Genomic DNA, 24,348 nt, shown 5'->3' on the forward strand with positions numbered 1-24,348 from the left:
GATATGCTGAACGCAGTTTCTCAAAAGAGAGAGTGAAAAATGACAGAACTTGATTTTATTGATGTTGCAGATTTACGCCGTGAATATATGAATGGTGGACTACGACGTCATGAGTTAACTGAACAGCCATTAGTTTTGTTTGAAAAGTGGCTAAAACAGGCTTGTGAAGCGCGTTTGAGTGATCCTACTGCAATGTGTGTCGCAACAGTTGATGAAAATGGGCAACCTTATCAACGTATCGTGTTATTAAAACACTTCGATGAACATGGTTTAGTCTTTTACACCAACTTGGGCAGTCGCAAGGCGAGTCATTTAGAGCACAATCAACGAGTCAGTTTATTATTTCCTTGGTATCCCTTAGAAAGACAAGTTTGCTTTTTAGGGAAAGCAGAAAAACTTTCTCCTATTGAAGTGATTAAATATTTCCATAGCCGCCCTAAAGATAGTCAAATTGCAGCTTGGGCTTCTCAACAGTCTTCTCGCATTTCCGCAAGAGGCGTGTTAGAAAGTAAGTTCTTAGAATTAAAACAGAAATTCCAAAATGGAGAAGTGCCATTACCGAGTTTCTGGGGTGGATATCGTGTGACATTTGATTCTGTTGAATTTTGGCAAGGACGAGAAAATCGTCTGCACGATCGCTTTATCTACCAAAAATCACCACAAGGATGGGACATTGAGCGATTAGCACCTTAATAGTGTGTTAATAAATTTGCCTCAAAAAGTCTTTTTCTACTGGTACTTAATGTAGTGGCGCTTTATGCTATACCACTTATGTTTCACTTATATTTTAAATAGACAAAAAACAATAAACCGATGGAGTCATTGATGTCTAGCAAGAACCTAATCACACAATTGCAGGAGCGTGGGCTAATCGCTCAGGTCACGGATGAGGCAGCTTTAGTAGAGCGTTTGGAGCAAGGTCCTATCGCTCTCTATTGTGGCTTCGATCCTACCGCTGATAGCCTGCACTTGGGGCATTTGGTTCCTTTGCTGTGTTTAAAACGATTCCAACTAGCCGGGCATAAGCCTGTGGCGTTGGTGGGTGGTGCAACGGGTCTAATTGGTGATCCTAGTTTTAAAGCCACCGAGCGCAAACTGAATACCCAAGATACTGTTCACGAATGGGTAGAAAAAATTCGTAAACAAGTGTCACCTTTCTTAGATTTCAACAGTGGTGAAAACAGTGCGGAATTAGCAAACAACTATGACTGGTTTGGTCAAATGGATGTGCTGACATTCCTGCGTGATATCGGTAAACACTTCTCTGTGAACCAAATGATCAACAAAGAAGCGGTTAAACAACGTTTAAACCGTGACGATGTGGGGATCTCTTTTACTGAATTCGCCTATAACCTATTACAAGCTTATGACTTTGCGTCATTAAATACACATTTAGGTGTTGAATTACAAATCGGTGGCTCTGATCAGTGGGGTAATATCACTTCAGGTATCGATTTAACCCGTCGTTTCAATCAGAAACAAGTATTTGGTATGACCGTACCATTAATTACTAAATCTGATGGAACTAAATTCGGTAAGACAGAAGGCGGTGCGGTTTGGTTAGATCCTAAGAAAACCAGCCCATACAAATTCTACCAGTTCTGGATCAATACGGCAGATGCTGACGTTTATCGCTTCTTGAAATTCTTCACATTTATGAGCATTGAAGAAATTAATGCACTTGAAGAAGAAGATAAAAACAGCGGTCAAGCGCCTCGTGCTCAACGTGTATTAGCAGAACTCGTTACTGGTTTAGTTCATGGTGAAGAGGGTTTAATCGCCGCTAAACGTATTACAGAAAGCTTATTCTCTGGTGCAATTGCAGACTTAACACAAGCTGACCTTGAACAATTAGCACAAGACGGTATGCCAACAATTGAGTTAGAAAAAGGCAGTGATTTGCAACAAGCACTGGTTAACGCAGAATTAGTTCCTTCTCGTGGTCAGGCTCGTACAATGATTGGCTCTAACGCAGTTTCAATTAATGGCGAAAAACAAGATAATCCTGAATACGTCTTTGAAGAAAAAGATTTCTTATTTGGTCATTACTCCATTTTACGTCGCGGTAAAAAACATTACTGCCTCGTTATCTGGAAATAATTGACAGTAAAGGGCAGCCGGTGAGTTGCCCTTTTTCTTAATAACAATAAATAAACGTATATACCTCGCCTATGATGATAAAGCTTGGGTGTTGTGTGTATTCACAATAATCGGTTTATGTCATGAAAAATATACTTTCTATTCAGTCACATGTTGTTTTCGGTCATGCAGGTAACAGCGCCTCTGAGTTTCCAATGCGTCGTATGGGGGTGAATGTTTGGCCTCTAAATACAGTGCAATTTTCAAACCACACGCAATATCCAGAAAAATGGACAGGCTGTGTGATGTCAGCAGAGCACATTACTGAGATTGTTGATGGTATTGCCGCAATCGGTAAACTCTCACAATGTGATGCAGTACTAAGTGGTTATTTAGGATCGGCTGAACAAGGTTTGCGTATTGTTGATATCGTTAAAAAAGTAAAACAAGCGAATCCTAATGCATGGTATTTTTGTGATCCTGTAATGGGACATCCTGAAAAAGGGTGTATAGTTCCTCCTGCTGTTTCAGGTGTGCTGTGTGAAGAAGCATTACCTATCAGTGATATCATCGCGCCTAATTTATTAGAACTTGAAACATTAAGTGGCGGCAAAGCGCTTCATAACGTTGATGAGTGTGTAAATGCTGCCCGTGAATTGTGTAAACAAGGCCCTAAGGTTGTATTAGTAAAACACTTGTCACGTGCTGGATATCGTCATGACCGCTTTGAAATGCTGTTAGTAACCGCAGAACATAGCTGGCATGTTAGTCGTCCATTAGTCGATTTTGGTGAGCGTCAGCCTGTGGGTGTCGGTGATTTAACAAGTGGTTTAATGCTGGTGGATTTACTCAAAGGTGTTGAATTACAAACCGCATTAGAACACGTCGCTGCGGCAGTTTATGAAGTGATGCTAAAAACGAAAGAGATGAATGAGTACGAATTGCAACTCGTTGCTGCTCAAGATCAAATGGTGCATCCAACGCATAGATTCTGTGCAACACAGATAGATTAATTGCAATAAAACACATTTAATTCAAATAAGAACGGAGGCTTAATAGTTTCCGTTTTTTGTGGGAGCGTAGTTATAATATATTGATAGGTGATTGTTTTCTGCAATAATATTATAAGCCGTTTATTTCCTCTTCGCTCATTAGATTATTGATAAATACATTAAATGAAGGTGCTAAATAGAGTTGAGCATTTTTATGGTTTTCTTTAAGTGTTAGATCATCGTTAAAAGAGTCTACTGTGTAAAATAGAATACTATTATCATCTTGATTAATACAGAAAAAATTCCCACCCCAATCAATAGCAAAAGGGATAATGTTTTGAGGAATAACGTTTCTTTCAATCATATAATAGTAACAATTATCAATTAATGAAGTACTACTACCTAAAGTTAAATTATAATATTTAATGGACTTAAACTGTGCAATTTCGAGAGGATCAATATCTTCGTTAAAATACCACCAACTTTTTAAAGGTATCCCACCATTAAATTTTAGATAATGTTCAATAAAATAATTTGGGAGTTTATATTTTAAATTATTTTCCAGTTGTTCTATTTCCAATAAAGAGACCGTTTTTTCACAGTATTCGAAATTATTACTCATTATCTTTCCTTTATTTTCATATTAAATATCTTTTTTTAGTAAGTTTTCTATATTTTTAAAATCAATAGCATAATCATTAAGCACAATGCCTTTAAAGGTTACCAACTTATTAAAGAATTCTTGTGCATGCAATGCCATTGTTTTTATTAGCAGATCTTTTTTTATAAAAGCTTTATGGGATTCGTTAGCAGTGATAGTAATAAGCACATTGTCATTGATAGGCTGAAATTTTATTTCAATAGGTTGGTCAGGAAAGTTAGTTTTAAATTCTTGATTTTCATTTATTTTAACTAAACCTTCAATTAGATAGCTCCACAATTGGTCAACATAATCCCACATGCTTATATCGATTATTTTAATATTATAAATAGATAACTCTATGGCACCATCAATATAGAAAGTATCCTTTAATAGGCCATTATAGTTATTGATATTAATAAAATCATCTTCTATTTTTAAATAAGTTGAAATTTGGATCATGTAATATCCTATTATTCCAGTAACGTAATTTCCCTGAGTACTTTTTTTATTCCACCGCCCAATCTTATTCTACTTAATCCATAATGAGCAAATGCTTTAGCCTTATCAATATCATTTTTCGCTAACCAATATTTCGCACAGATATGGCTTAAGGAAGTTTGGGTTATTGTATGTGTTAAATAAGTAGGTAGAAGAGCCTTTTCTATCATAATTGGTGTTATGGGTGAAAAAATCTCATCAACGGATGAAAAATGATCGAAATAATCGGTTATCTTTGTTTTAAATAGTGTTTCTATAAAGTGATAATCATGAATTGTATCGATACTAAAACCATCTTGAGGGTGGATCCTAAAACGAATTAATGCATCAATTTCTTTATTCGAAAAAGGGGACAAATTAGGAATGATGGGAGAAACACCTAAGTTAATAAAATATTTATCACCCGTTGTTTTTCTCTGTATGTTTACTGATTTGATAAAGAAGTTAGATGATTGATAAACATTAATATTATTGATTTTGATAAAACCTTGTTTAACAAAAAACTGGCTAAATTCATTCATCGCTATCGCTCACCATAAATACGGATCACTTCACAGGTATTAATATCTAAATCAACATTAATTCCACCTGAGTTACCTGCTGTTGCATCCATCCAATTGTTTTGAGTAATTTCTTGTTGATAGAAATGGATCGTATAAAACTGGTACCCATTATGAGTGTGAATTTTGTCTTCAAACTCAATATAAAGGTTTTCTATTTCAAAGCCTCTCGCATGAGTGATATCACTGTGTTTCACTGCTTCGATTGCCTTTAACAAAAAGCGTGTATGCTTTTTATCCATTTTTACAATGTATTTTAATTCCATTTATCTATTCACTCGCTATGGCTTAATCATTTTCTTAGATATAGATGTGAAAGGGTATTACTTTAGGTAACTACATTTATTGTCTATACGTTTAAAAGAGAATAGCTCAGGCAAATCGATTTTACTTGAGCTATTTAAATTTAAAAGGATCAAAGATTACTCTTTAATTAATCCTTCAGTGACCAGTGCGCTATGCACATTAGGGCGTTGTGCAATACGTTTTAAGTAATCTTGTAGATGTGTTAAATCAGTTAAATCTAAACCAACATGCGGTGCCCATTGGCTTAATGTAAATAAATAGGCATCAATAACCGTAAAATGCTCACCACATGCACATTTTTGTTTGCTCAATACATCATTAATATAAGCAAATTTACTTTTTAATTTAGTTTTAACGACAGGTACATAGCTTTCAGGTGTATCTGGTGAAAATAGTGGGCCATAGCCTTTATGCACTTCACTCGCGAGAAAGTTTAACCACTCAATTTGATGGTAACGTTCTAGTGATTTTGGTGGTGCAATTAAATTTCTATCCGGTTTTAAGTCTGCAAGGTATTGAACAATTGCAACACCTTCAGTCAAAATATCACCATTATCTAATTGAAGGACAGGGACTTGGCCTTTTGGATTGATGGTTAGAAAATCTTTCCCCGATTCTGTTTTTTTAGCGCGTAAATCGATGCGCTCTATTGAAAAATCTAAACCTGTTTCACGTAAAACGATATGAGGGGAAAGCGAGCAACTACCTGGCGTGTAGTACAATTTCATGTTGAATAGCTCCCTATCAATAAGGTGGTGAATTAGCTTACAGATATCAGAATATCTTCACTAATATAAGATGATAAAAGGTTCTAAGAAATTAGCAAACTCAAATGATGCGAATAAAAAAGGCTTTTGTAAATCTGTGAACAAGGCTGTTAATTGATGAAAATATACGAAATAAATACTCCTTATATTTATAATATATAAGGAGCATGTTATTACGACTCTTCAAACGAAGGTAAGAATGAAATATCAAGGTAATAAATTTTGGGGTTCTTTTTATCAACATAGACTGTAACAAGCTCTCTATTAATATAAGGAGTAGGATCAAAGAAGATATAACCACTCTTATAACGAATTAACCGATTGTTTAGTGTATCGTGATAATCAGCGATAATTTGATAGGGAGAACGGTGATTAAAACTGATATTACTATTGATAATAATTTCAGAAATTTTCACATTAATAGGCATTCCATCACGTTTTAATCGTTGATCCCTTGTGGCTCTTCTTTTGATAAAATACAAAGGGATAAGCCCAGTTGATGCAAATACTAATCCGAAAATACTTAATATAGTCCCAGCGCCATATAAGCCCAAAAAGTTGTTAATAGTTGCTCTTTGTGGATCATTTGGAAGATAAATAACATTAATCTTTTCACCAAGATAAAAGCGGGACTGACTACCACCTTCTGGTGAACGAAACGTTATTTCTCTATTATCTTCAGTATTAAACTGAATAATAGGGTGATAAAAATAGTCACCATCAGAAGATTTACTCACACTTTGGTCAATAACAACACCTGTTGTTTCTATTCCATTCCTTACTACATTTAATTCAGATTTAATAACAAATAAAGCTACAAGAAAAATAATCGCACCAATAAGAGCAAAAATATAAAACAGAAATTTAAATTTCTTCATACATTAAATCCTTTTATTAATATGTGATTATTTTATCGCTAATATAAAGAAAAGATTATAGGAATAAACTAAAAAACAAAAGTGAAATTTATCTAAAACGTAGCATTATTAAAAATGAGAGGGAGAAGGGATATATTAGATAAAAACTCGATAGTAAATCGAGTTAAGCGTAAAAACAGTAGAAACAACATAAAAAAACCAGCCTTAACAAGGAGGCTGGTTTCTATTATTTATAGAACAGAATTATTTCAGTTCTAATTCATTCATTGCAGCGATGCTGAAACCACCATCTACGTGAACAATTTCACCTGTAATACCACCAGATAAGTCAGAGCATAGGAATGCTGCTGTATTACCTACATCTTCAGTGGTTACAGTGCGACGCAGAGGAGTGACTGACTCGCAATGGCTTAACATTTTACGGAAATCTTTAATACCAGATGCCGCTAATGTACGGATTGGACCAGCAGAGATACCGTTAACACGAATACCTTCAGGACCCATAGCATTTGCCATATAACGAACGTTAGCTTCTAAAGAAGCTTTAGCCAGACCCATAACGTTATAGTTAGGGATTGCACGTTCAGCACCTAAATAAGTCAGAGTTAACAGCGCTGAATTTGGATTTAGCATTGCACGGCTTGCTTTCGCCATTGCAACGAAGCTGTATGCACTGATGTCGTGAGCAATTTTAAAGCCTTCACGAGTTACTGCATTAACGTAGTCGCCATCTAATTGGTCAGCAGGAGCAAAACCGATAGAGTGAACAAAACCATCATATTTTGGCCAAACTTTTGCAAGTTCTGCATACATAGTATCGATGCTTTCGTCTTTTGACACATCACACTCTAATACGATATTTGAGTCTAATGATGCTGCAAACTCTTCAACGCGTGGTTTCAGTTTTTCATTTTGGTAAGTAAATGCAAGTTCTGCACCTTGGTCACGCATAGCTTTGGCAATACCATAAGCAATTGATAATTTACTAGCAACACCAGTAATAAGAATGCGTTTGCCGGTCATAAAGCCCATAGCTGTATCCTTGTTTTTTCGTAAATCGCGATAATAACATCATTCACAGTTTTATTTATCTGTTAGGTTATCACGCTTATTGTTAATAAACGTGGCTGATTCTACCACGACATTTGTAAATTTGTTTAATTTCCCTAGCACCTCCGAGGAGTTAAGGGAAAAGGGTGAAATAATGTGCAATCAACATTATGCCTATATTGTTTACACTTAAGTCAAATCTTGACGCCAAGCTTCTGCTGTTAAGGCTTCACCAAAGTGACTTGCGACTAATCTCCTCGTGACTTCATGTAACGGCGATGCAAGAACTTCTGCTGTATTGCCACGTTCAACGACTTCACCATTATCCATCACAATAATTTTATCGCTAATATGTTTTGTCATGCCTAAGTTTTGTGTCACATAAATATAGGCAATATCATGAGTCTCTTGCAGTTCTAACATCAAGTTTATAATTTGTGAGCGTAAAGACATATCCAGTGAAGCTATTGCCTCATCGGCAATAATAACTTGAGGTTGCAATATCAATGCTCGTGCAAGCGCAATTCGTTGGCGCTGACCTGATGCAAACATATGAGGGTAATAGTTTGCATGTTCAGGTAAAAGACCCACTTGGCGTAATGTTTGATAAATTCGTTTCTCACGCTCAATCGCACTTAAGTCTGTATTTAGGCGTAAAGGGATCTCTAATGTTTGACCGATACGTTGGCGCGGATTTAATGAGTTAGTGGGATCTTGAAATATCATTCTAATTCGCTGACTACGATAAGGGTAATCACCAAAAGTGAGTTGATGCCCATTAATAAAAATATCACCACCCGTAGGCTCAGTCACACCTGACAACATTCTCGCGAGTGTAGATTTTCCTGAACCATTAGCGCCAATAATGGCTAAAGTTTGTTTGGGTTCTAGCGTAAAACTGACAGGTTTTACGGCTTCCAACTGTTGACGCCGAAATAATCCAGTACGATAGCGAAATGTTTTTGATAGGTTTTTTACCTCAAGCAGTTTATCGAACATCAGTTGGCTCCACATTTAATGGAAAATGACAAGCCACGGCATGGTTTTTAAATAAACGTAACCGAGGTGCTTCAATACATTGTCGCTGCGCATAAGGGCAACGAGGCCCTAAACGGCAACCCACTGGTAAATGCTCAAGTGAGGGGATTGCACCGGGTAATGTATTTAAACGGCTCTTATGTGCCAATGAGTTGGTAAAATCGGGAATAGAGCGGATCAACGCTTGAGTATAAGGATGATAAGGTGTGACTAACAACTCGTCAGGAGATGCTGTTTCGACCGTTTGCCCACAATACATAACCGTAATTTTATTCGCCAATTTACTCATCCATTGCAAATCATGGCTAATCAACAAAATGGTCATATTGTTATTTTGATTGAGTCGAGTCAGTAAACGAAAGATTTGGGTTTGTGTTGCGGGTTCCATTGCGTTAGTGGGTTCATCCGCAATCAGTAATCGAGGTTGATTTGCAATAGCAATAGCAATCATCACCTTTTGGCATTCACCCTCAGTTAATTCATAAGGGTAACTGCGCATAATGTCTTTATGATCTTTAATACCCACACGGTGCAATAGTTCAATTGCACGGCGTTTTCGCCAATGAAAGCGTTGCCACCAATGCCCTTTAAACGTCCAGCCGGGAATTGCCTGTATAAGTTGTTGCTCAATTTTTGTGGCAGGATCAAGACAAGATTGTGGCTCTTGGAAAATCATTGAGACATTATGGCCAATGACACGACGTCGTGCTCTTGGTGATAATTTAAGTAAGTCGATATCATCAAAACGGAAACGATCGGCTGTCACACTGATATTATCTTTCGTAACGCCACAAATTGCTTTTGCAATTAAGCTTTTACCTGATCCCGATTCACCAACAAGGCCTCTCACTTCACCTTCATTTAAGGTAATAGAAACACGATCTACCGCTTTTACTGGGCCATCGGGAGTCATAAATTCAATGGTTAAATTGCGTATATCTAATAAAGGCATTATTCAACTCCCTCATTTATTGCACGCTGTAAACCATCACCTAAAAGGTTCACCAGTAAAACACTTATCATAATAGTGGCGCCCGGAATTAAGACTGTCCAAGGAGCAACATAAATTAACTCTAATGAATCACCTAACATCGCGCCCCATTCGGGTGAAGGAAGTTGAGCACCTAAATTGAGAAAACCTAATGCTGTAATATCCAGAATAGCAATTGAGAATGCGCGTGTTAATTCAGAAACCAATACAGGCGTGATATTAGGCAGTACTGTGTACCATAAAATGGAAATATTCGATGCACCATCAAGTCGAGAAGCAATAACATATTCTTTGTTTAATTCATCATTAACAGCGGAGTAAATCATCCTGACTAAACGAGGTAACAACGCCAACCAAATTGCTATCATGGCATGACCAAGACTTGTTCCTACAAAAGCCACAACAATAATAGCGAGTAGCAAGGATGGAATTGATAACAAAGTGTCTAATATATGATTAAGAACAGCGGATTTTAAGCCATGCGTCATGCCTGCAAAACAGCCGATTATTAATCCCATCAGTGTTGCTGCAAAAGTGACAATAAATGCACCACCAAAGGTCATGCTGGTACCAATTAAAATTCGGCTAAATACATCGCGTCCTAAATCATCTGTACCAAAGAAATAGGAGACATTGCCGTTTTGATACCAAGACGGAGGCGTTAGTTGATGACCAAAGAACTGTTGGTCGAGCGCATAAGGCGCAATATAAGGGCCTATAATACTGAGCGCTAAGAGAAAAAGAACACCATAAAACCCTACCATTGAGATAACGTCTTTAGAAAAACATTGCCAAATCACCGCTGCGGGTGTGGGTGTTTTTTTCTCTTTATAAAATTGGCTATCTAAAGGCATATCCCACCTTGTGTTTCATTGGGTTGCTCATTGCGCCCACAATATCGGATAAGACGTTGACGATAATGACCATTGAACCCACCAACATTACGCCAGCTGAAATAGCAGAGTAATCCTGTTGGCGGATAGCTGTGACTAACCAACGACCTAGTCCTGGCCAGTTAAATACAATTTCTGTCACCATAGTGAGTGTAAGCATGGTGGAAAACTGTAAGCCTAATTTAGGGATGATAGGGGGTAAAGCATTATGAAGAATATGGCGACGAATAATTGTAAAACGTGAGAGACCTCGAGTTGCGGCTGCCTTCACGTAGTTCTCTGACATAATTTCTTCCGTACTGTTTCGCATTAAGCGAATAACTTCAGTGGTTGGTGCAATAGCCAGAGTTATTACGGGTAAAATTAGATGTTGTAATACGTTAATGATCATTTGTTGGCGATAAGGTGAATCAGATAACCATGCATCCACTAATGCAATACCAGTAATAGGTTGCAAGTTATAAAGCAAATCAATACGACCTGAAACAGGCAGCCAACCTAATTTTAATGAGAAGAAAAGAGTTAACAGCAATGCAAGTCCAAATACAGGGACAGAAAAACCTAAGAGTGCGAAGTTACTGATAATAATATCAGCGGATTTATTACGCCAAACCCCCGCAATAATACCAGCAGGAATACCTACAATAAGGGCAAAAAGAAAGGCTAATGTACAAAGCTCCATGGTTGCTGGAAGTGCTTCCACTAATTGTGCTTTGATGGGCTCACCATTGATAGAGGAAATACCAAAATCAAAGTGGATCATATTATGGGCATAAAAAAAGTAGGCGTCAGTGAGTGATGCGCCACTTAATGGGGCATTGGGCGTGTAATAGCTTAGGCTGAAGCTCACTAGCGACAAGAAGAACAGTGTCACAAGTAATAAAAGTAATCGACGTATTGAATAAATAATCATGGATTATTTTATAGCCTCTTTCTTGTGATTTTGTTCGTCTACTTCTGCCTCTCGATAAACACCAGCAAAAGACGCATTACCAAAGGTGCTTAATACCAACCCTTTAATATCATAACGATATGCTTGCATACGTAAAGAGTTAGCTAAAGGTAACACCGGTAACTCTTGAGCAAGAACATCCTGAGCTTCATGATAATAATCCATTCTTGAAGCAAGTTGCTGACTATAAAGCGCTTTTTTTAAAATATCATCAAAACTAGGTAAACACCAATGACTCAAGTTAGTTTGTGAACCAATTGCCGCACAGCTAAAAAGAGGACGGAAAAAACTATCGGGATCGTTACTGTCAGTTGACCAACCCGATAAAGTCATATCATGGGTGCGATCCATCATGCTCGTTTCTTGGTATCGACCTTCAATAGGCCGAATATTCATTTGAATGCCGACTTGCGCTAAGTCTGCTTGAATAAGTTCAGCCATCTTTAATGGACTTGGGTTATAAGATTGTGAAGCGCTAGGTACCCAAAGATTTAGTTTTAGTCCATCAAGGCCTAACTCTTTAAGAATTTGTTTTGATTTCTCAGGGTTATATTCTGTAATTTTTGCTCGATTATCATAAGCCCAAGATGCGCGGGGGAGCACGGATGCCGCTGTTTCAGCTGTACCATAATAAATAGATTCCATTAAACGTTCATTGTTAATGGCATAAGCAATAGCTTGACGAACTTTAAGATCATTGAGTGGTGGTTTACTGGTGTTAAAGGCTAAATAAGCGATATTCATACCAGAACGCAAGGTTAACCTTAGTCGCGGATCGTCACGTAAGACTTTTAATTGGCTTGCTGCCGGATAGGCTAGAACATCGCATTCACCAGTGAGTAATTTAGATATACGACCTGTACCACCTGCACCCATATCAATAACAACCTGTTGCATCTTTGGTTGGCCTTTCCAGTAATCTTTATTTCTAAATAAACGAACAAATTGCCCCGGTTGATATTCATCTAGAAAGAAAGGGCCTGTTCCTACTGGTTTCCAATCAAGTAGTGTTTGATCGCCTGATTTTTCTAAATTCTGTGCGTATTCAGCAGAAAGAATAGGGGCGTAATGTGTTGCTAAATGCCATAAAAAAGAGGCGTCAGGCTCTTTTAAGCTAAATTCTACTGTGTATTGGCCTAGTCTTTTTATCGATTGGATATTATTGGCAAAACTTAAGCTATCAAAATAGGGATATTTACCGCCATTAACTTGATTGAAAGGGTTTTGTGGATTAATCATCCTTTCAAAACTAAAAATAACATCATCAGCGGTAAGTTTTCGTGTTGGTGTAAACCAAGATGTTTGTTGAAAAGAGACATTTTTACGTAAATAAAAGCGGTAGGTTGCGCCATTATCTAATGTTTCCCATCGAGCTGCGATTTCAGGGATCAAGCGATAAGTGTAAGGGTCAACATCTAAAAGACGGTCATAAAGCTGTGCAGCCAGAGGATCAATAATTAATCCACTACTTGATAATTGTGGATTAAAGGTATTTACACTGCCATCAACACAATAAACAAAGCCATTTTGATTAATTGGAGTTGGCTCAAGCGTTATAGATGGCGCTTGTGTTTTGGGTGCTACATCCGCGATACAAGTTGCACTTGTAAAGGTGAGTAGCAAAGTACCAATAAATAAAATAGGGCGCATAAATAATGTCTTTTAGAGAAACGATTTTGCTATTGTAACTTAAAAAACTTTCTATCCCCAAATAGTCAAAAAAACAAAGTGAGAAAAATTCTCAATAAAATGCTTTACAAATGCTAATGATAAAGATTATCATCCGTATTGTCCTTCGGCGGTAAGAGGTTTTCCGCAGAGGGCACGACATTGCTCACATTGCTTCCAGTATTTTTTTACTAGCCAGCTCGGGTGCTGGCTTTTTTTTTGTCTATTGTTTACAAAATTCTCTAGCGATTAAAAAACTAAATTTATCAATATATTAAGTTATTATTTGATGTTTTTTAATTAGCCCTCTAAATTGATCGTAGCTTAGTGATAACTTTTCAGCAGCCTCTTTCTGGTTATATAAACTCTCTTTTAATGCATCATTAACTAATTTTTTTTCTATATCATTTTGCCATTGGCGTAAATCCAACGGTAATGTAGGTATTGAAAAATTTTCTTTAGATGATTTTTTTAATATGGGCGTTTTGGGTGTTTGAAGGCCAGCAAAGGGATCAATAATAATATTATTAAGTACACTATCACTGGTTCCATGACGATAAACTGAGCGCTCAACAACATTTTTTAGCTCACGAATATTACCGGGCCACGAATAATCTAAAAGCACTTGGCGCGCACTATCACTAAAACCAGGAAAGAAGGGTAAACCTAACTCTTGGCACATTGAGATAGCGAAATTTTCAGCAAGCAACATAATATCGGCACGCCGTTCTCTTAATGGTGGAAGCCTAATCACATCAAACGCTAACCTATCAAGTAAATCAGCACGAAATTTACCTTCTTCCGCCATTGCGGGTAAATCGGCATTTGTCGCGCATATAAGCCTCACATCAACATGTAGAGATTGACTGCCTCCAACACGCTCTAAATGACCATACTCAATAACGCGTAAGAGCTTTTCTTGTACAAGCATGGGGGCTGTCGCCAGTTCATCAAGAAAAAGAGAACCTCCATCGGCACGTTCAAAGCGCCCTTGATGACGATTTTTAGCGCCCGTAAAAGCACCTGCTTCATGACCAAACAGTTCAGAATCAAGTAAATTATCATTAAGTGCAGAGCAGTTGATTGAAATAAAAGGCCCTTGCCACCAAGGAGCAAGGTAGTGTAATCGATGAGCGATCAACTCTTTACCTGTACCTCTTTCACCAATAATTAATACAGGCTTTTTTAATTGAGCAAGCGCTGAGGTTTGTTCTAATACATCAATAAATTGACTATCAATACCGATTATTGTCTCTAAATTCTCATTCATTGGTTAAATTCACCATATTGAGGTATTTTTTGCCAGTCTATCAGGTGTTCGAAAAATAGGCGAATAATATAAATCACCAATTATTAATAGGTTAAGTGAATTCTAAAAGTTGGCACGCAAATTGTATTAACTAAAGTATGCAGGCGTTACGAGAGTACGCCATTATTGAAATAACTTTACGTCACTAATTAGCATAGCTATTAAGGATAACATCATGGGTATATTTTCACGTTTTGCTGACATTATTAATGCCAATATCGCTTCTTTATTAGATAAAGCGGAAGATCCTGAAAAAATGATCCGCTTAATGATCCAAGAAATGGAAGATATGTTAGTTGAGATCCGTACAACTTCAGCACGTACTTTAGCTGAAAAGAAAGGATTAGAACGCCGTATCGAACAAGCTGAAAAACAGATGAAAGATTGGCAGGATAAAGCAGAGTTGGCTCTTATTAAGGAAAAAGAAGATTTAGCTCGTGCGGCATTAATCGAAAAACAACGTGTAGCATCAGTTAATGACACATTGAAACACGAACTAATTATTATTGATGAAACGCTAACGCGTTTAAAAGGTGAAATTAGCGAGTTAGAAAACAAACTGACTGAAACACGCGCAAAACAGCAGTCTTTAGTTGTGCGTCATCAAGCAGCAAACTCATCTCGCCAAGTTCGTCGTCAATTAGACAGTGGCAAAATGGATGCAGCAATGGCGCGTTTTGAGCAGTTTGAACGCCGTATTGATCATATGGAAGGTGAAGCTCAAAGTTACGGGTTAGGTAAAGAGAAATCATTAGACCAACAGTTTGCTGAATTAAAAGCTGATGACGAAATTAGCGCGCAATTAGCGGCATTAAAAGCTAAAATCAATATCAACAAAGAGTAACAGCAAGCGTAATAACCATCTTATAAAGGATATGTAATGGGCTATATATTTCTGGGAATACCACTGACCATTTTTATTTTGTTTATTCTCCCTATTTGGCTGTGGTTGCATTACAACAGCCAGAAAGGTGGAGGCAATGTTCAGCTAACCCAACAAGAAATGCAGCGACTGAGCGCGCTGGTGGATAAGGCTCAGCAAATGCAGGAGCGCATTAAGACATTAGAACAAATACTTGATGCAGAACATCCTAACTGGAGGCAATCATAATGACGATGCAGAGCAAACAATTGTATCGCTTGCCACAAGAGGGCGTGATCCGTGGCGTATGCGCAGGCCTAGCCCATTATTTTAATATTCCTGTTTTACTTGTCAGGGTTATTGCGGTGATTGCGCTGTTTGCTGGCTTTTTTGGTTTAACTATTATTGCTTATCTTGTCTTAAGTTTCTTTATGGAGCCTGCTCCTGCTAATTACCTGCAAGGTGAAGATCAGCAAGAGAGCTTAAAAGAAATTCTAAGCGGAGTAGATAATCAATTGATGCAAGGTGAAAAACGTTTACAACAAATGGAACGTTATATTACCTCTTCTACTTATCAGTTAAATAAACGCTTTCGAGATTTGTAATATTTTTGCCATTTAATCTGATAAGACGCTCCATTTTAGGAGCGTCTTTCTTTCAATCTGTTTATCTTTTCAACGCTTGTATTGTGAGAGAGTAAAATTTCTGATTGAGGAGCATATTGTGAATTCCAATCAAGTATTTATTTCCTTAAAAACAAATAAACTCGCCCAATTAGCCAAAAAAGGGTTAACATTTGGGTTAATGTTATTCACTTTATTTGGGCCAGCAGCAATCACAGGCGGTATATTAAAACGAGTAAGTAGCAAACCGTTACGTTGGCTGGTTCTATTGATAGCTGAACCTATTATCAAAGCAGGCTTTAATAAGCTATCGCGTCAAGTGTCTTGGGAGAAACATGAAACGCCTACAAAATGAACTTACAGCTTTTATTAATCGCGGTGTTGATAGACATCTTCGTTTAGCCGTAACTGGATTAAGCCGAAGTGGTAAAACAGCATTTATTACCTCATTAGTTAATCAACTTATTAATGTGCACACAGGGGCGCGTTTACCGCTATTTTCAGCAGCACGAAATAAGCAACTACTAGGTGTAAAACGTATTCCTCAACATAATTTAAATATTCCTCGTTTTACTTATGATGAAGGAATGGAGTCACTTTATCATACGCCGCCAAGTTGGCCTGTTCCTACTAAAGGGGTTAGCGAAATTCGTTTACAGCTTCGCTATCGTTCTAATGAATCTTTAACACGTTTTATAAAAGAGACATCTTCACTTTATTTAGAAATTGTTGATTATCCCGGTGAGTGGTTATTAGATTTACCTATGCTCGAACAAGACTATTTTGAATGGTCAGAGCAAATAAATAAGGTTAATCGCCAAAGAACATCACCAGAACAAAATTGGCAATTACTTCTTAAAAAGTGTGATCCCTTTGCGCCAGCTGATGAAACGTTATTAGCCGATATTGCCTCTGCTTACACTGACTATTTATTAGCATGTAAAAAAGAAGGGCTTCATTTTATTCAACCAGGACGTTTTGTATTGCCGGGTGAATTAGCGGGAGCCCCTGTTTTGCAGTTTTTCCCTTGGGCTGATTTACAAAAATACGATATCGCTAAATTAAAGAACGCTGATAAGCGTACTAATATTGGTATGCTAAAACAGCGTTATGAATATTACGGACAGCATGTGGTAAAAGGCTTTTATCGCGATCATTTCCAAGGATTTGATAGACAAATTGTCTTGGTTGATTGCCTACAACCTTTAAATCAAGGCGCAGATGTTTTTAATGATATGCGCCAAGCATTAACACAATTAATGCGCAGTTTTCATTATGGAAAAAGAACCTTACTTAGACGTTTATTTTCACCTTGTATCGACAAACTTTTATTTGCAGCCACAAAAGCTGACCATATCACAGTTGATCAACATGAAAATTTAGTGTCATTGCTCCAGCAGCTTATTCAAGATGCTAAACAAAATGCTATTTTTGAAGGGATCAGCATTGATTGCATGGGGCTTGCTTCTATTGCAGCGACTGAAAGTGGGATTGTTGATCATCATGGTGAAAAAATTCCAGCATTAAAAGGTTTCCGTTTAAGCGATAACAAACCGTTGGTGTATTTCCCTGGTGAGGTTCCTAAGCGATTACCTGAAAAAGCATTTTGGGAAAAACAAGGTTTTAGTTTCGAATCTTTTAGACCACAGCAAATATCAAGAGATAGTGCGGTTCCTCATATCCGTATGGATAGTGCAATGGAGTTTTTATTAGGGGATAAATTAAAATGAATGAGCCATTAAAATCGCGAATTGATTTTAAAGAGCCCATACTTCAAGAAGAAGTCATCTTGAAAAAAGGTGTTGGCTTTAATGAAAATGAGCAATTTTTGCCTATTGATCCTCAATTAGATGAAGAGAATGAAGGGCAATTAGAAGGTGATGTCCAATCAATTTTAAAACCGAAAAAAAGTGTTTGGAAACGGTTATTAACGATTGCGAGTACCATTTTAGGGATTAGTGTTATTGCTCAAACTGGACAGTGGATTTATGACTCATGGATAAATTCTGACTGGATTGCGTTGGGCGCAGCCAGTGCTGGTGGGTTAATTGTTGTTGCGGGTATTGGATCAGTTATAACAGAGTGGCGCCGTATTTATCGTTTACGACAACGCGCAGATGAAAGAGATAAAGCAAAAGAATTACTTTATAGCCATGCGATGGGGAACGGCCGACCATTTTGCGAAAAACTCGCTAAACAAGCGGGTATTGGCTCTCAACATCCGGCATTAATTCGTTGGCAAAGTGCATTACATGACACACATAATGATAAAGAGGTATTAGAACTTTATAGCCAACTTGTTCAACCTATTTTAGATAAACAAGCAAGAGCCGAAATTAGCCGTTCTGCCGCTGAATCAACCTTAATGATCGCGGTTAGTCCGCTGGCGATGGTTGATATGGCCTTTATTGGTTGGCGTAATATTCGTTTAATTAATCGCATAGCAGAAATTTACGGTATCGAATTAGGCTACTATAGTCGTTTAAAACTCTTTCGCCTTGTTCTGGTTAATATTGCATTTGCGGGTGCGACAGAATTGGTTAGAGAAGTCGGAATGGACTGGCTTTCACAAGATCTTGCAGCTCGATTATCAACAAGAGCAGCTCAAGGTATTGGAGCCGGTTTATTAACGGCACGCTTAGGAATAAAAGCAATGGAGTTATGCCGTCCTTTACCGTGGATTGATGATAATAAACCTAGGTTAGGCGATTTTAGAAAAGAGCTAATAGGAAAATTAAAAACTACAATGGGTGGTAAGAAAAAGGAATAAATTATTATTTTCACCTTTTAGTCATTTTAAATAAAAACCGTAGAAGCCTTTCTGCGGTTTTTTTGTATAAAAATTGGCAAAAGTGTTATTTATATAAAATAACCATAATGAAGGAAGTAATAAGATATTATTTTAAAATAAGGCATTAAATAACATAAAGTGTTTTTGTTATTTTATTGGTAATAGGATTATTGTTTTAACAAGAAACTATTGTGATAAAAAAATTTAAAAAAGAGTAAGTTCTTATTGGGGAAGGATGGTTTATAACTAATTGTATTTAAAGGTTAATGTGTGCTTCTATAGTGAAATGTTTGTAATTTTAATCATAATATTCCTTTTTTGAAAGAAAATAGTATTGAGTTTAGTATGATAAATAGCGTTAAATATCACCGCAAAAACGTACCACAGAGCTATTTTCTCAATATATTTTCAAATGTCTAATTTGTAAGCGATTTGCTATTTAATAAATAGAGAGATTTTTTATTTATAAAAAATAGAAAAGTGGTTAATAAATAATCCTTCTAACTAGGTTAAAATAATATGAATGAAATACAAATGTCAGCAATAAAGAAACTCTCTAAACAAAGACGTCAGCTCTATTTGAGTTCGGCATTTAATGTCTCAAATATCGATAATCAACTCAGCATTTTAATCCCTATTCTTAGTGAGACGATTAGCGAGATTAAAAAGAGACAATGCCAAAAGCAATCTAAGTCATTTCAAATAAAAGAGACATCCCAATTTTTTGAATATCTGACTGAGTCGGATAAGAAAGAAAAGGCAATAAATGCATTAGAGTATCTCCTTTTTTGTTTTGATAATGGATGTAAAACTATCAAAAAGGTGATCCGTCGAGAACTAAGCCCTTTAGTAAAGGATGTCGAATATCTTATCGATTTTGAACTAAAAAAAATAATAAAACCCTCTTCATTTTCGTTATTCGGCTTTTTTAAAGCATAAATAATCTTGGTTAAAAATCAGGAGATTAATTTAGTTGTGTAAAAATAAATGCTAGTAGTGTCAACCTTTGCTGACAAGCCCCTTTATTTCGTTGATATTTATGTATAATATCTAGAATTAGTTCAGGGTCACTCAGTATTAAGAAGGTTTATAATGCGTTTAGAGGTCACTTGTGAAGATCGCATCGGGTTAACCCGTGAATTATTAGATCTGCTGGTATTAAAAAATATTGATTTGCGTGGAATTGAAATATTCCCAATAGGTCTTATTTACCTGAATTTTTCACAGATTGATTTTGATATTTTTCAACCATTGATGGCAGAAATACGTCGAATAAATGGTGTTATTGATGTGCGTACTGTTGCATTTATGCCATCAGAGCAAGAACATCGTGCAATTTGGACATTATTAGAATCTGTCCCTGTTCCTGTTTTTTCTATTGATACCAAAGGTAAAGTTAAGTTACTTAACCCTGCGACGAGACAGCTTTTTGGTTTATCTCCAGATGACCATTCTGAGAAAACATTTAACCAGTTTATCCCTAATTTTAATATTCATCGTTTTTTAGAACAAAAAGAGCACTTTATTCAAATGGTGCCTATTACTGTGAAAAAACAGAATTTTGAAATGGAAATAGTCCCAATTAAACTTACAGACGATAACCAATATAATCATTGTGTTGGGGCTTTTGTTTTACTGAAGTACCATGAAATTATTTATGATCACCCTAAATTAGTAGCTAATGATCAAAGTGGCTTTGACCAAATAATTGCTGTAACGCCTAAAATGAAGCAGCTTATTACCCGTGCAAAGAAAATGGCGATAATGAATGATCCATTATTATTAGTGGGTGAAACGGGTACAGGAAAGGATTTATTAGCAAAAGCCTGCCATTTACTAAGTAACCGTTTAAGGTATCCATTTCTTGGGTTAAATTGCGCATCAATGCCTGATGATGTTGTTGAAAGTGAGCTATTTGGCTATGCAGCGGGCGCTTATCCTAATGCTATTGAAGGAAAAAAGGGCTTTTTTGAGCAAGCCAATGGTGGCACTGTTTTACTTGATGAAATCGGTGAAATGTCACCGCAAATGCAGATCAAACTTCTACGTTTTTTAAATGACGGAACGTTCCGCAGAGTGGGCGAAGAAGAAGAAGTTAATGTCGATGTGAGAATTATTTGTGCTACTCAGAAAAACTTGTGGGAATTAGTGCAAAAGGGATTATTTAGAGAAGATCTCTATTACCGTTTGAACGTATTAACACTGACATTACCGCCATTAAGAGAAAGAAAGGACGATATAATTCCGTTGGTAACTCATTTTATTAATCAGTACTGCCAAGATCAAAAAATGGGTGTGCCGTCCATTTCTACCGATTTCTCAAATTATTTAATGCAATATTCTTGGCCGGGTAATATTCGTCAATTACGGAATACTGTTTACCAAGCAATGGCACAGTTAGTCGGGAATACATTGCGTGTTCAAGATATTACGTTACCTGAGCATACGGATGAGACATTATTTGATGAGAACTTATTAGAAGGCTCGTTAGATGAAATGACAAAACGCTTTGAAGCCTCTATTTTAACGCGTTTATACCGTGATTATCCAAGTACACGTAAATTAGCAAAACGCTTAGGTATTTCTCATACTGCTATTGCGAATAAGCTAAGAGAATATAATCTTACGAATAAAAAGAGTGAGAAGTCTGAAGATTAATTGAGTAGTAAGATGAGTAATAAGATTTTGTGCATAATAAAAATAGACGAGCATAATGCTCGTCTATTTTTTTATTAATATTACTTCAATGCTTTTAATGCATCATCATAATTTGGCTCAGTTGTGATTTCATCAACCAACTGGGTGTAGATAACAGTGTTATTTTCATCTAAAACAATCACTGCACGGCTCGTTAAGCCAGCTAATGGGCCTGATGCAATTGCAACACCGTAGTTTTCTTTGAATTCAGCACCACGCATTGTAGATAATGTCACAACGTTGTCTAAGCCTTCAGCACCACAAAAACGCGCTTGAGCAAAAGGTAAATCAGCTGAAATGCATAAAACAACGGTGTTATTTAATTCATTTGCAACTTTATTAAATTGGCGAACACTTGCAGCACAAACACCAGTATCTACACTTGGGAAAATGTTTAGAACTTTACGTTTACCTGCAAAATTCGCTAAAGAAACATCATTAAGATCTTTACCAACAAGAGAGAAATCTGCAGCTTTTTGGCCTACTGCTGGGAAATTACCCGCTAGTGCCACTGCATTTCCTTGTAAAGTAACTTGATGTGCCATTGTTGTTCTCCTTTATTAGTTGTCAGACTAACTGTTATTAATACTCATTATTAACGATAATTCTCGTTAATGCTTAACCATTATTAAAATTTGCCACTATTGGCATAGTCACCACTAAAAACATAAAAATTTATAAAATATTTGTAATCAGTGATTGTGCCTTTTTATCAGGCTCTTATAATTGTGCAGTTCATTCTCATACAGATTACAGGACGAAACAGACATGCGCAAAATATTCGTCATCTCATGTGCACTTGTCGTTCAAGGATTACTCACATCGCAGGTAAATGCGGCAGTAGTCCCCGCAGGAACGATACTCGATAAAAAACAAGAAGTGGTTCGACATTTAAAAGATGAACCTGCATCACTCGATCCTATTAATGCAGTAGGGTTAACAGAAGCTCAAGTGCAACGTGATTTGTTTGAAGGGTTGACGATAGAAGATGAGTATGGACGCCCGATTCCGGGAGTTGCTCAAAGTTGGCGCACAGAAGATAATCGCGTGTGGATCTTCACTTTACGTGATAATGCGAAATGGTCCAATGGTGAAAAGGTAACAGCAACAGATTTTGTCTATAGTTGGCAAAGGTTAGTTGATCCTAAAAACCTTTCACCTTTTGCATGGTATGCATCACTTGCATCGATTGAAAATGCACAAAAGATTATTGATGGAAAATTAAAACCAACATCATTAGGTGTAGAAGCGATTGATGAAAAAACACTAAAAGTCACGTTAGAACGCCCAGTTTCTTATTTTCCAAATTTAGCGACTAATTTTTCGTTATATCCTGTACCTCATCATAGTATTGAAAAATATGGTGCTGAGTGGGTTAAAGTTGGTAATTTAGTGGGAAATGGGGCTTTTGTTTTAAAAGACAGAGTGGTTAACGAGAAGATTGTATTAACGCCAAATCCTTATTATTGGGATCATAAAAATACAGTATTGACTAAAGTTACTTTTGTGCCTATTAATCATGAATCACATGCGACTAAACGTTATTTAGCCGGTGATATTGATATTACAGAGTCATTCCCGAAAAATTTATATCATAAATTAATGAAAGATATTCCTAATGAGGTTTATATTCCTGACCAGTTGGGGACTTATTATTATGCTTTTAATACTCAATCAGGGCCAACAAAAGATATTCGTGTACGTAAAGCGTTAGCGATGGCGATAGATAGAAAAATTATCACTGATAAAGTATTAGGAACAGGGGAGAAATCAGCAAACCGTTTTACACCTGATGTAACGGCAGGCTTTACCCCAGAACCTACAATTTATGATGAATACAATCAAGATGAATTAGACAGTCAGGCTAAGATCTTGTTAGCGGCTGCTGGATATGGCCCTCATAATCCATTAACACTCTCATTACTATACAATAATTCAGAGAATCATCAGAAAATTGCTATTGCAGTTGCTTCTATGTGGAAGAAAAAGTTAGGAGTAAAAGTCGAATTACGTAATCAGGAATGGAAAACATATATTGATAGCCGAAATTCGGGGGATTTTGATGTTATAAGGGCATCATGGATTGGTGACTATAATGAGCCTTCTACTTTTTTAAGCTTATTAGGTTCTAAACATACTGGTAATATCCCTAAATATCAGAATAAGCAATATGATGAAGTGTTAACCTTGTCTGGTATGGCTATTGATGCAAATGAGAGGAATAGTTTGTATAACCGTGCTGAGCAAATAATTGCTGAAGATGCACCAATAGCACCTATTTATCAATATACAAATGGACGATTAATAAAGCCTTGGCTAAAAGGTTATCCAATTAAAAATCCAGAAGATGTTGCATATAGCCATACGCTTTATATTCTGAAGCATTAAGGTAGAAGCTAAATTAAAACCTTAAAATTATGCCTCAAAGTTAAAATCTACTTTGGGGCATTTTTTATTTTAGTTACAAATAGAAAATGTAAAGAAATTATGATTTATACGTTGATATGTATCAATAAGAAGAAAACTAAAGAGGTCTAAAAAATAGAAGAGAGTATAAATAAAAAAGAACCCCTTTAGAAAAAGGGGCGTAGCAAAATAAAGCAGGATGACTTATCGTCCGGATATAAATTATATTTTTAAGGCTTTCTTTGCACGCTTTTTATTGTATCTAACTGTTACAGTGATTAATAAAATATTTATAACAAAAAAAATCCCTCTGTTATAAAAACAGAAGGAGACTCAAAAGGAATA

At 36.6% G+C, this 24,348-nt stretch carries 26 protein-coding genes; 12 read left to right on the forward strand and 14 right to left on the reverse strand.

Annotation, left to right across the window (positions count from 1 at the left end):
• Nucleotides 1–39 precede the first annotated feature (39 nt).
• The 3 genes from pdxH to pdxY all read left to right on the forward strand — a co-directional run bounded on the left by pdxH (nt 40) and on the right by pdxY (nt 3,092).
• On the forward strand, nt 40–693 hold the full coding sequence (pdxH, locus tag EHE21_RS08225) for a pyridoxamine 5'-phosphate oxidase (RefSeq protein WP_069369294.1): 654 nt from the start codon (nt 40–42) through the stop codon (nt 691–693).
• Between the two features lie 132 nt (nt 694–825).
• Nucleotides 826–2,100, forward strand: a complete 1,275-nt coding sequence (tyrS, locus tag EHE21_RS08230) for a tyrosine--tRNA ligase (RefSeq protein WP_036913193.1) — start codon at nt 826–828, stop codon at nt 2,098–2,100.
• Between the two features lie 122 nt (nt 2,101–2,222).
• A complete protein-coding gene (gene pdxY, locus EHE21_RS08235) occupies nt 2,223–3,092 on the forward strand; it encodes a pyridoxal kinase PdxY (RefSeq protein ID WP_088495743.1) in 870 nt (289 codons plus the stop codon).
• 109 nt (nt 3,093–3,201) lie between these two features.
• Here pdxY and EHE21_RS08240 read toward each other — a convergent pair whose 3' ends face one another.
• The 13 genes from EHE21_RS08240 to pspF form a co-directional block, all read right to left on the reverse strand.
• Complete coding sequence (locus tag EHE21_RS08240) at nt 3,202–3,693, reverse strand: SMI1/KNR4 family protein (RefSeq protein WP_194952376.1); 492 nt, start codon at nt 3,691–3,693, stop codon at nt 3,202–3,204.
• A 21-nt stretch (nt 3,694–3,714) separates the two neighbouring features.
• Nucleotides 3,715–4,173, reverse strand: a complete 459-nt coding sequence (locus EHE21_RS08245; protein ID WP_194952377.1) for a hypothetical protein — start codon at nt 4,171–4,173, stop codon at nt 3,715–3,717.
• 11 nt (nt 4,174–4,184) lie between these two features.
• Entirely contained in the window at nt 4,185–4,733 is a 549-nt protein-coding gene (locus tag EHE21_RS08250) for a DUF4304 domain-containing protein (RefSeq protein ID WP_194952378.1), read from the reverse strand.
• 2 nt (nt 4,734–4,735) lie between these two features.
• Nucleotides 4,736–5,038, reverse strand: coding sequence for a hypothetical protein (locus EHE21_RS08255; protein ID WP_194952379.1), 303 nt, complete (start codon nt 5,036–5,038; stop codon nt 4,736–4,738).
• A 156-nt stretch (nt 5,039–5,194) separates the two neighbouring features.
• Nucleotides 5,195–5,806, reverse strand: coding sequence for a glutathione transferase GstA (gstA, locus tag EHE21_RS08260; RefSeq protein WP_088495741.1), 612 nt, complete (start codon nt 5,804–5,806; stop codon nt 5,195–5,197).
• A gap of 212 nt (nt 5,807–6,018) precedes the next feature.
• Nucleotides 6,019–6,723, reverse strand: coding sequence for a DUF3592 domain-containing protein (locus EHE21_RS08265; protein WP_194952380.1), 705 nt, complete (start codon nt 6,721–6,723; stop codon nt 6,019–6,021).
• 243 nt (nt 6,724–6,966) lie between these two features.
• Nucleotides 6,967–7,755 (reverse strand): enoyl-ACP reductase FabI, encoded by a 789-nt coding sequence (fabI, locus tag EHE21_RS08270; protein WP_088495739.1) that lies wholly within the window; start codon nt 7,753–7,755, stop codon nt 6,967–6,969.
• 207 nt (nt 7,756–7,962) lie between these two features.
• Nucleotides 7,963–8,772, reverse strand: coding sequence for a putrescine export ABC transporter ATP-binding protein SapF (sapF, locus tag EHE21_RS08275; RefSeq protein WP_023582326.1), 810 nt, complete (start codon nt 8,770–8,772; stop codon nt 7,963–7,965).
• A complete protein-coding gene (gene sapD, locus EHE21_RS08280) occupies nt 8,762–9,763 on the reverse strand; it encodes a putrescine export ABC transporter ATP-binding protein SapD (protein WP_088495738.1) in 1,002 nt (333 codons plus the stop codon). Before sapD ends, sapF begins: the two co-directional genes overlap by 11 nt.
• On the reverse strand, nt 9,763–10,656 hold the full coding sequence (gene sapC, locus EHE21_RS08285; RefSeq protein WP_088495737.1) for a putrescine export ABC transporter permease SapC: 894 nt from the start codon (nt 10,654–10,656) through the stop codon (nt 9,763–9,765). Before sapC ends, sapD begins: the two co-directional genes overlap by 1 nt.
• A complete protein-coding gene (gene sapB / locus EHE21_RS08290) occupies nt 10,643–11,608 on the reverse strand; it encodes a putrescine export ABC transporter permease SapB (protein ID WP_088496042.1) in 966 nt (321 codons plus the stop codon). Before sapB ends, sapC begins: the two co-directional genes overlap by 14 nt.
• A 3-nt stretch (nt 11,609–11,611) precedes the next feature.
• Nucleotides 11,612–13,297, reverse strand: coding sequence for an ABC transporter substrate-binding protein SapA (sapA, locus tag EHE21_RS08295; RefSeq protein WP_194952381.1), 1,686 nt, complete (start codon nt 13,295–13,297; stop codon nt 11,612–11,614).
• A 292-nt stretch (nt 13,298–13,589) separates the two neighbouring features.
• The gene (pspF, locus tag EHE21_RS08300; protein ID WP_194952382.1) at nt 13,590–14,585 is read right to left on the reverse strand and encodes a phage shock protein operon transcriptional activator; all 996 of its coding nucleotides are present in this window, start codon (nt 14,583–14,585) and stop codon (nt 13,590–13,592) included.
• Between the two features lie 214 nt (nt 14,586–14,799).
• Between pspF and pspA the strand changes: the two genes are divergently transcribed.
• From pspA to tyrR, 8 genes are all read left to right on the forward strand, one after another.
• Nucleotides 14,800–15,468, forward strand: a complete 669-nt coding sequence (gene pspA, locus EHE21_RS08305) for a phage shock protein PspA (RefSeq protein WP_072062534.1) — start codon at nt 14,800–14,802, stop codon at nt 15,466–15,468.
• 36 nt (nt 15,469–15,504) lie between these two features.
• Complete coding sequence (gene pspB / locus EHE21_RS08310; RefSeq protein ID WP_069369279.1) at nt 15,505–15,735, forward strand: envelope stress response membrane protein PspB; 231 nt, start codon at nt 15,505–15,507, stop codon at nt 15,733–15,735.
• Entirely contained in the window at nt 15,735–16,091 is a 357-nt protein-coding gene (gene pspC, locus EHE21_RS08315; RefSeq protein ID WP_088495734.1) for an envelope stress response membrane protein PspC, read from the forward strand. Before pspB ends, pspC begins: the two co-directional genes overlap by 1 nt.
• Before the next feature lie 118 nt (nt 16,092–16,209).
• Nucleotides 16,210–16,464 (forward strand): peptide permease, encoded by a 255-nt coding sequence (locus EHE21_RS08320; protein WP_227719017.1) that lies wholly within the window; start codon nt 16,210–16,212, stop codon nt 16,462–16,464.
• The gene (locus EHE21_RS08325) at nt 16,445–17,839 is read left to right on the forward strand and encodes a YcjX family protein (RefSeq protein ID WP_088495733.1); all 1,395 of its coding nucleotides are present in this window, start codon (nt 16,445–16,447) and stop codon (nt 17,837–17,839) included. Before EHE21_RS08320 ends, EHE21_RS08325 begins: the two co-directional genes overlap by 20 nt.
• Entirely contained in the window at nt 17,836–18,879 is a 1,044-nt protein-coding gene (locus EHE21_RS08330) for a YcjF family protein (RefSeq protein ID WP_194952383.1), read from the forward strand. The genes EHE21_RS08325 and EHE21_RS08330 overlap by 4 nt, the downstream gene beginning before the upstream one ends.
• A gap of 540 nt (nt 18,880–19,419) precedes the next feature.
• The gene (locus tag EHE21_RS08335; protein ID WP_228766750.1) at nt 19,420–19,839 is read left to right on the forward strand and encodes a hypothetical protein; all 420 of its coding nucleotides are present in this window, start codon (nt 19,420–19,422) and stop codon (nt 19,837–19,839) included.
• Nucleotides 19,840–19,992: 153 nt separating this feature from the next.
• A complete protein-coding gene (tyrR, locus tag EHE21_RS08340) occupies nt 19,993–21,558 on the forward strand; it encodes a transcriptional regulator TyrR (RefSeq protein ID WP_194952384.1) in 1,566 nt (521 codons plus the stop codon).
• Between the two features lie 80 nt (nt 21,559–21,638).
• Here the strand turns inward: tyrR and tpx are convergent, their stop codons facing one another.
• Entirely contained in the window at nt 21,639–22,142 is a 504-nt protein-coding gene (tpx, locus tag EHE21_RS08345; protein WP_100158148.1) for a thiol peroxidase, read from the reverse strand.
• Between the two features lie 223 nt (nt 22,143–22,365).
• On the opposite strand from tpx, the gene EHE21_RS08350 reads away from it, so the two are divergent.
• A complete protein-coding gene (locus EHE21_RS08350) occupies nt 22,366–23,985 on the forward strand; it encodes a peptide ABC transporter substrate-binding protein (protein ID WP_194952385.1) in 1,620 nt (539 codons plus the stop codon).
• Nucleotides 23,986–24,348 lie beyond the last annotated feature (363 nt).

Origin of the sequence: Proteus sp. GOKU (assembly GCF_015475555.1) — a bacterium.
Lineage (GTDB): Bacteria > Pseudomonadota > Gammaproteobacteria > Enterobacterales > Enterobacteriaceae > Proteus > Proteus mirabilis_B.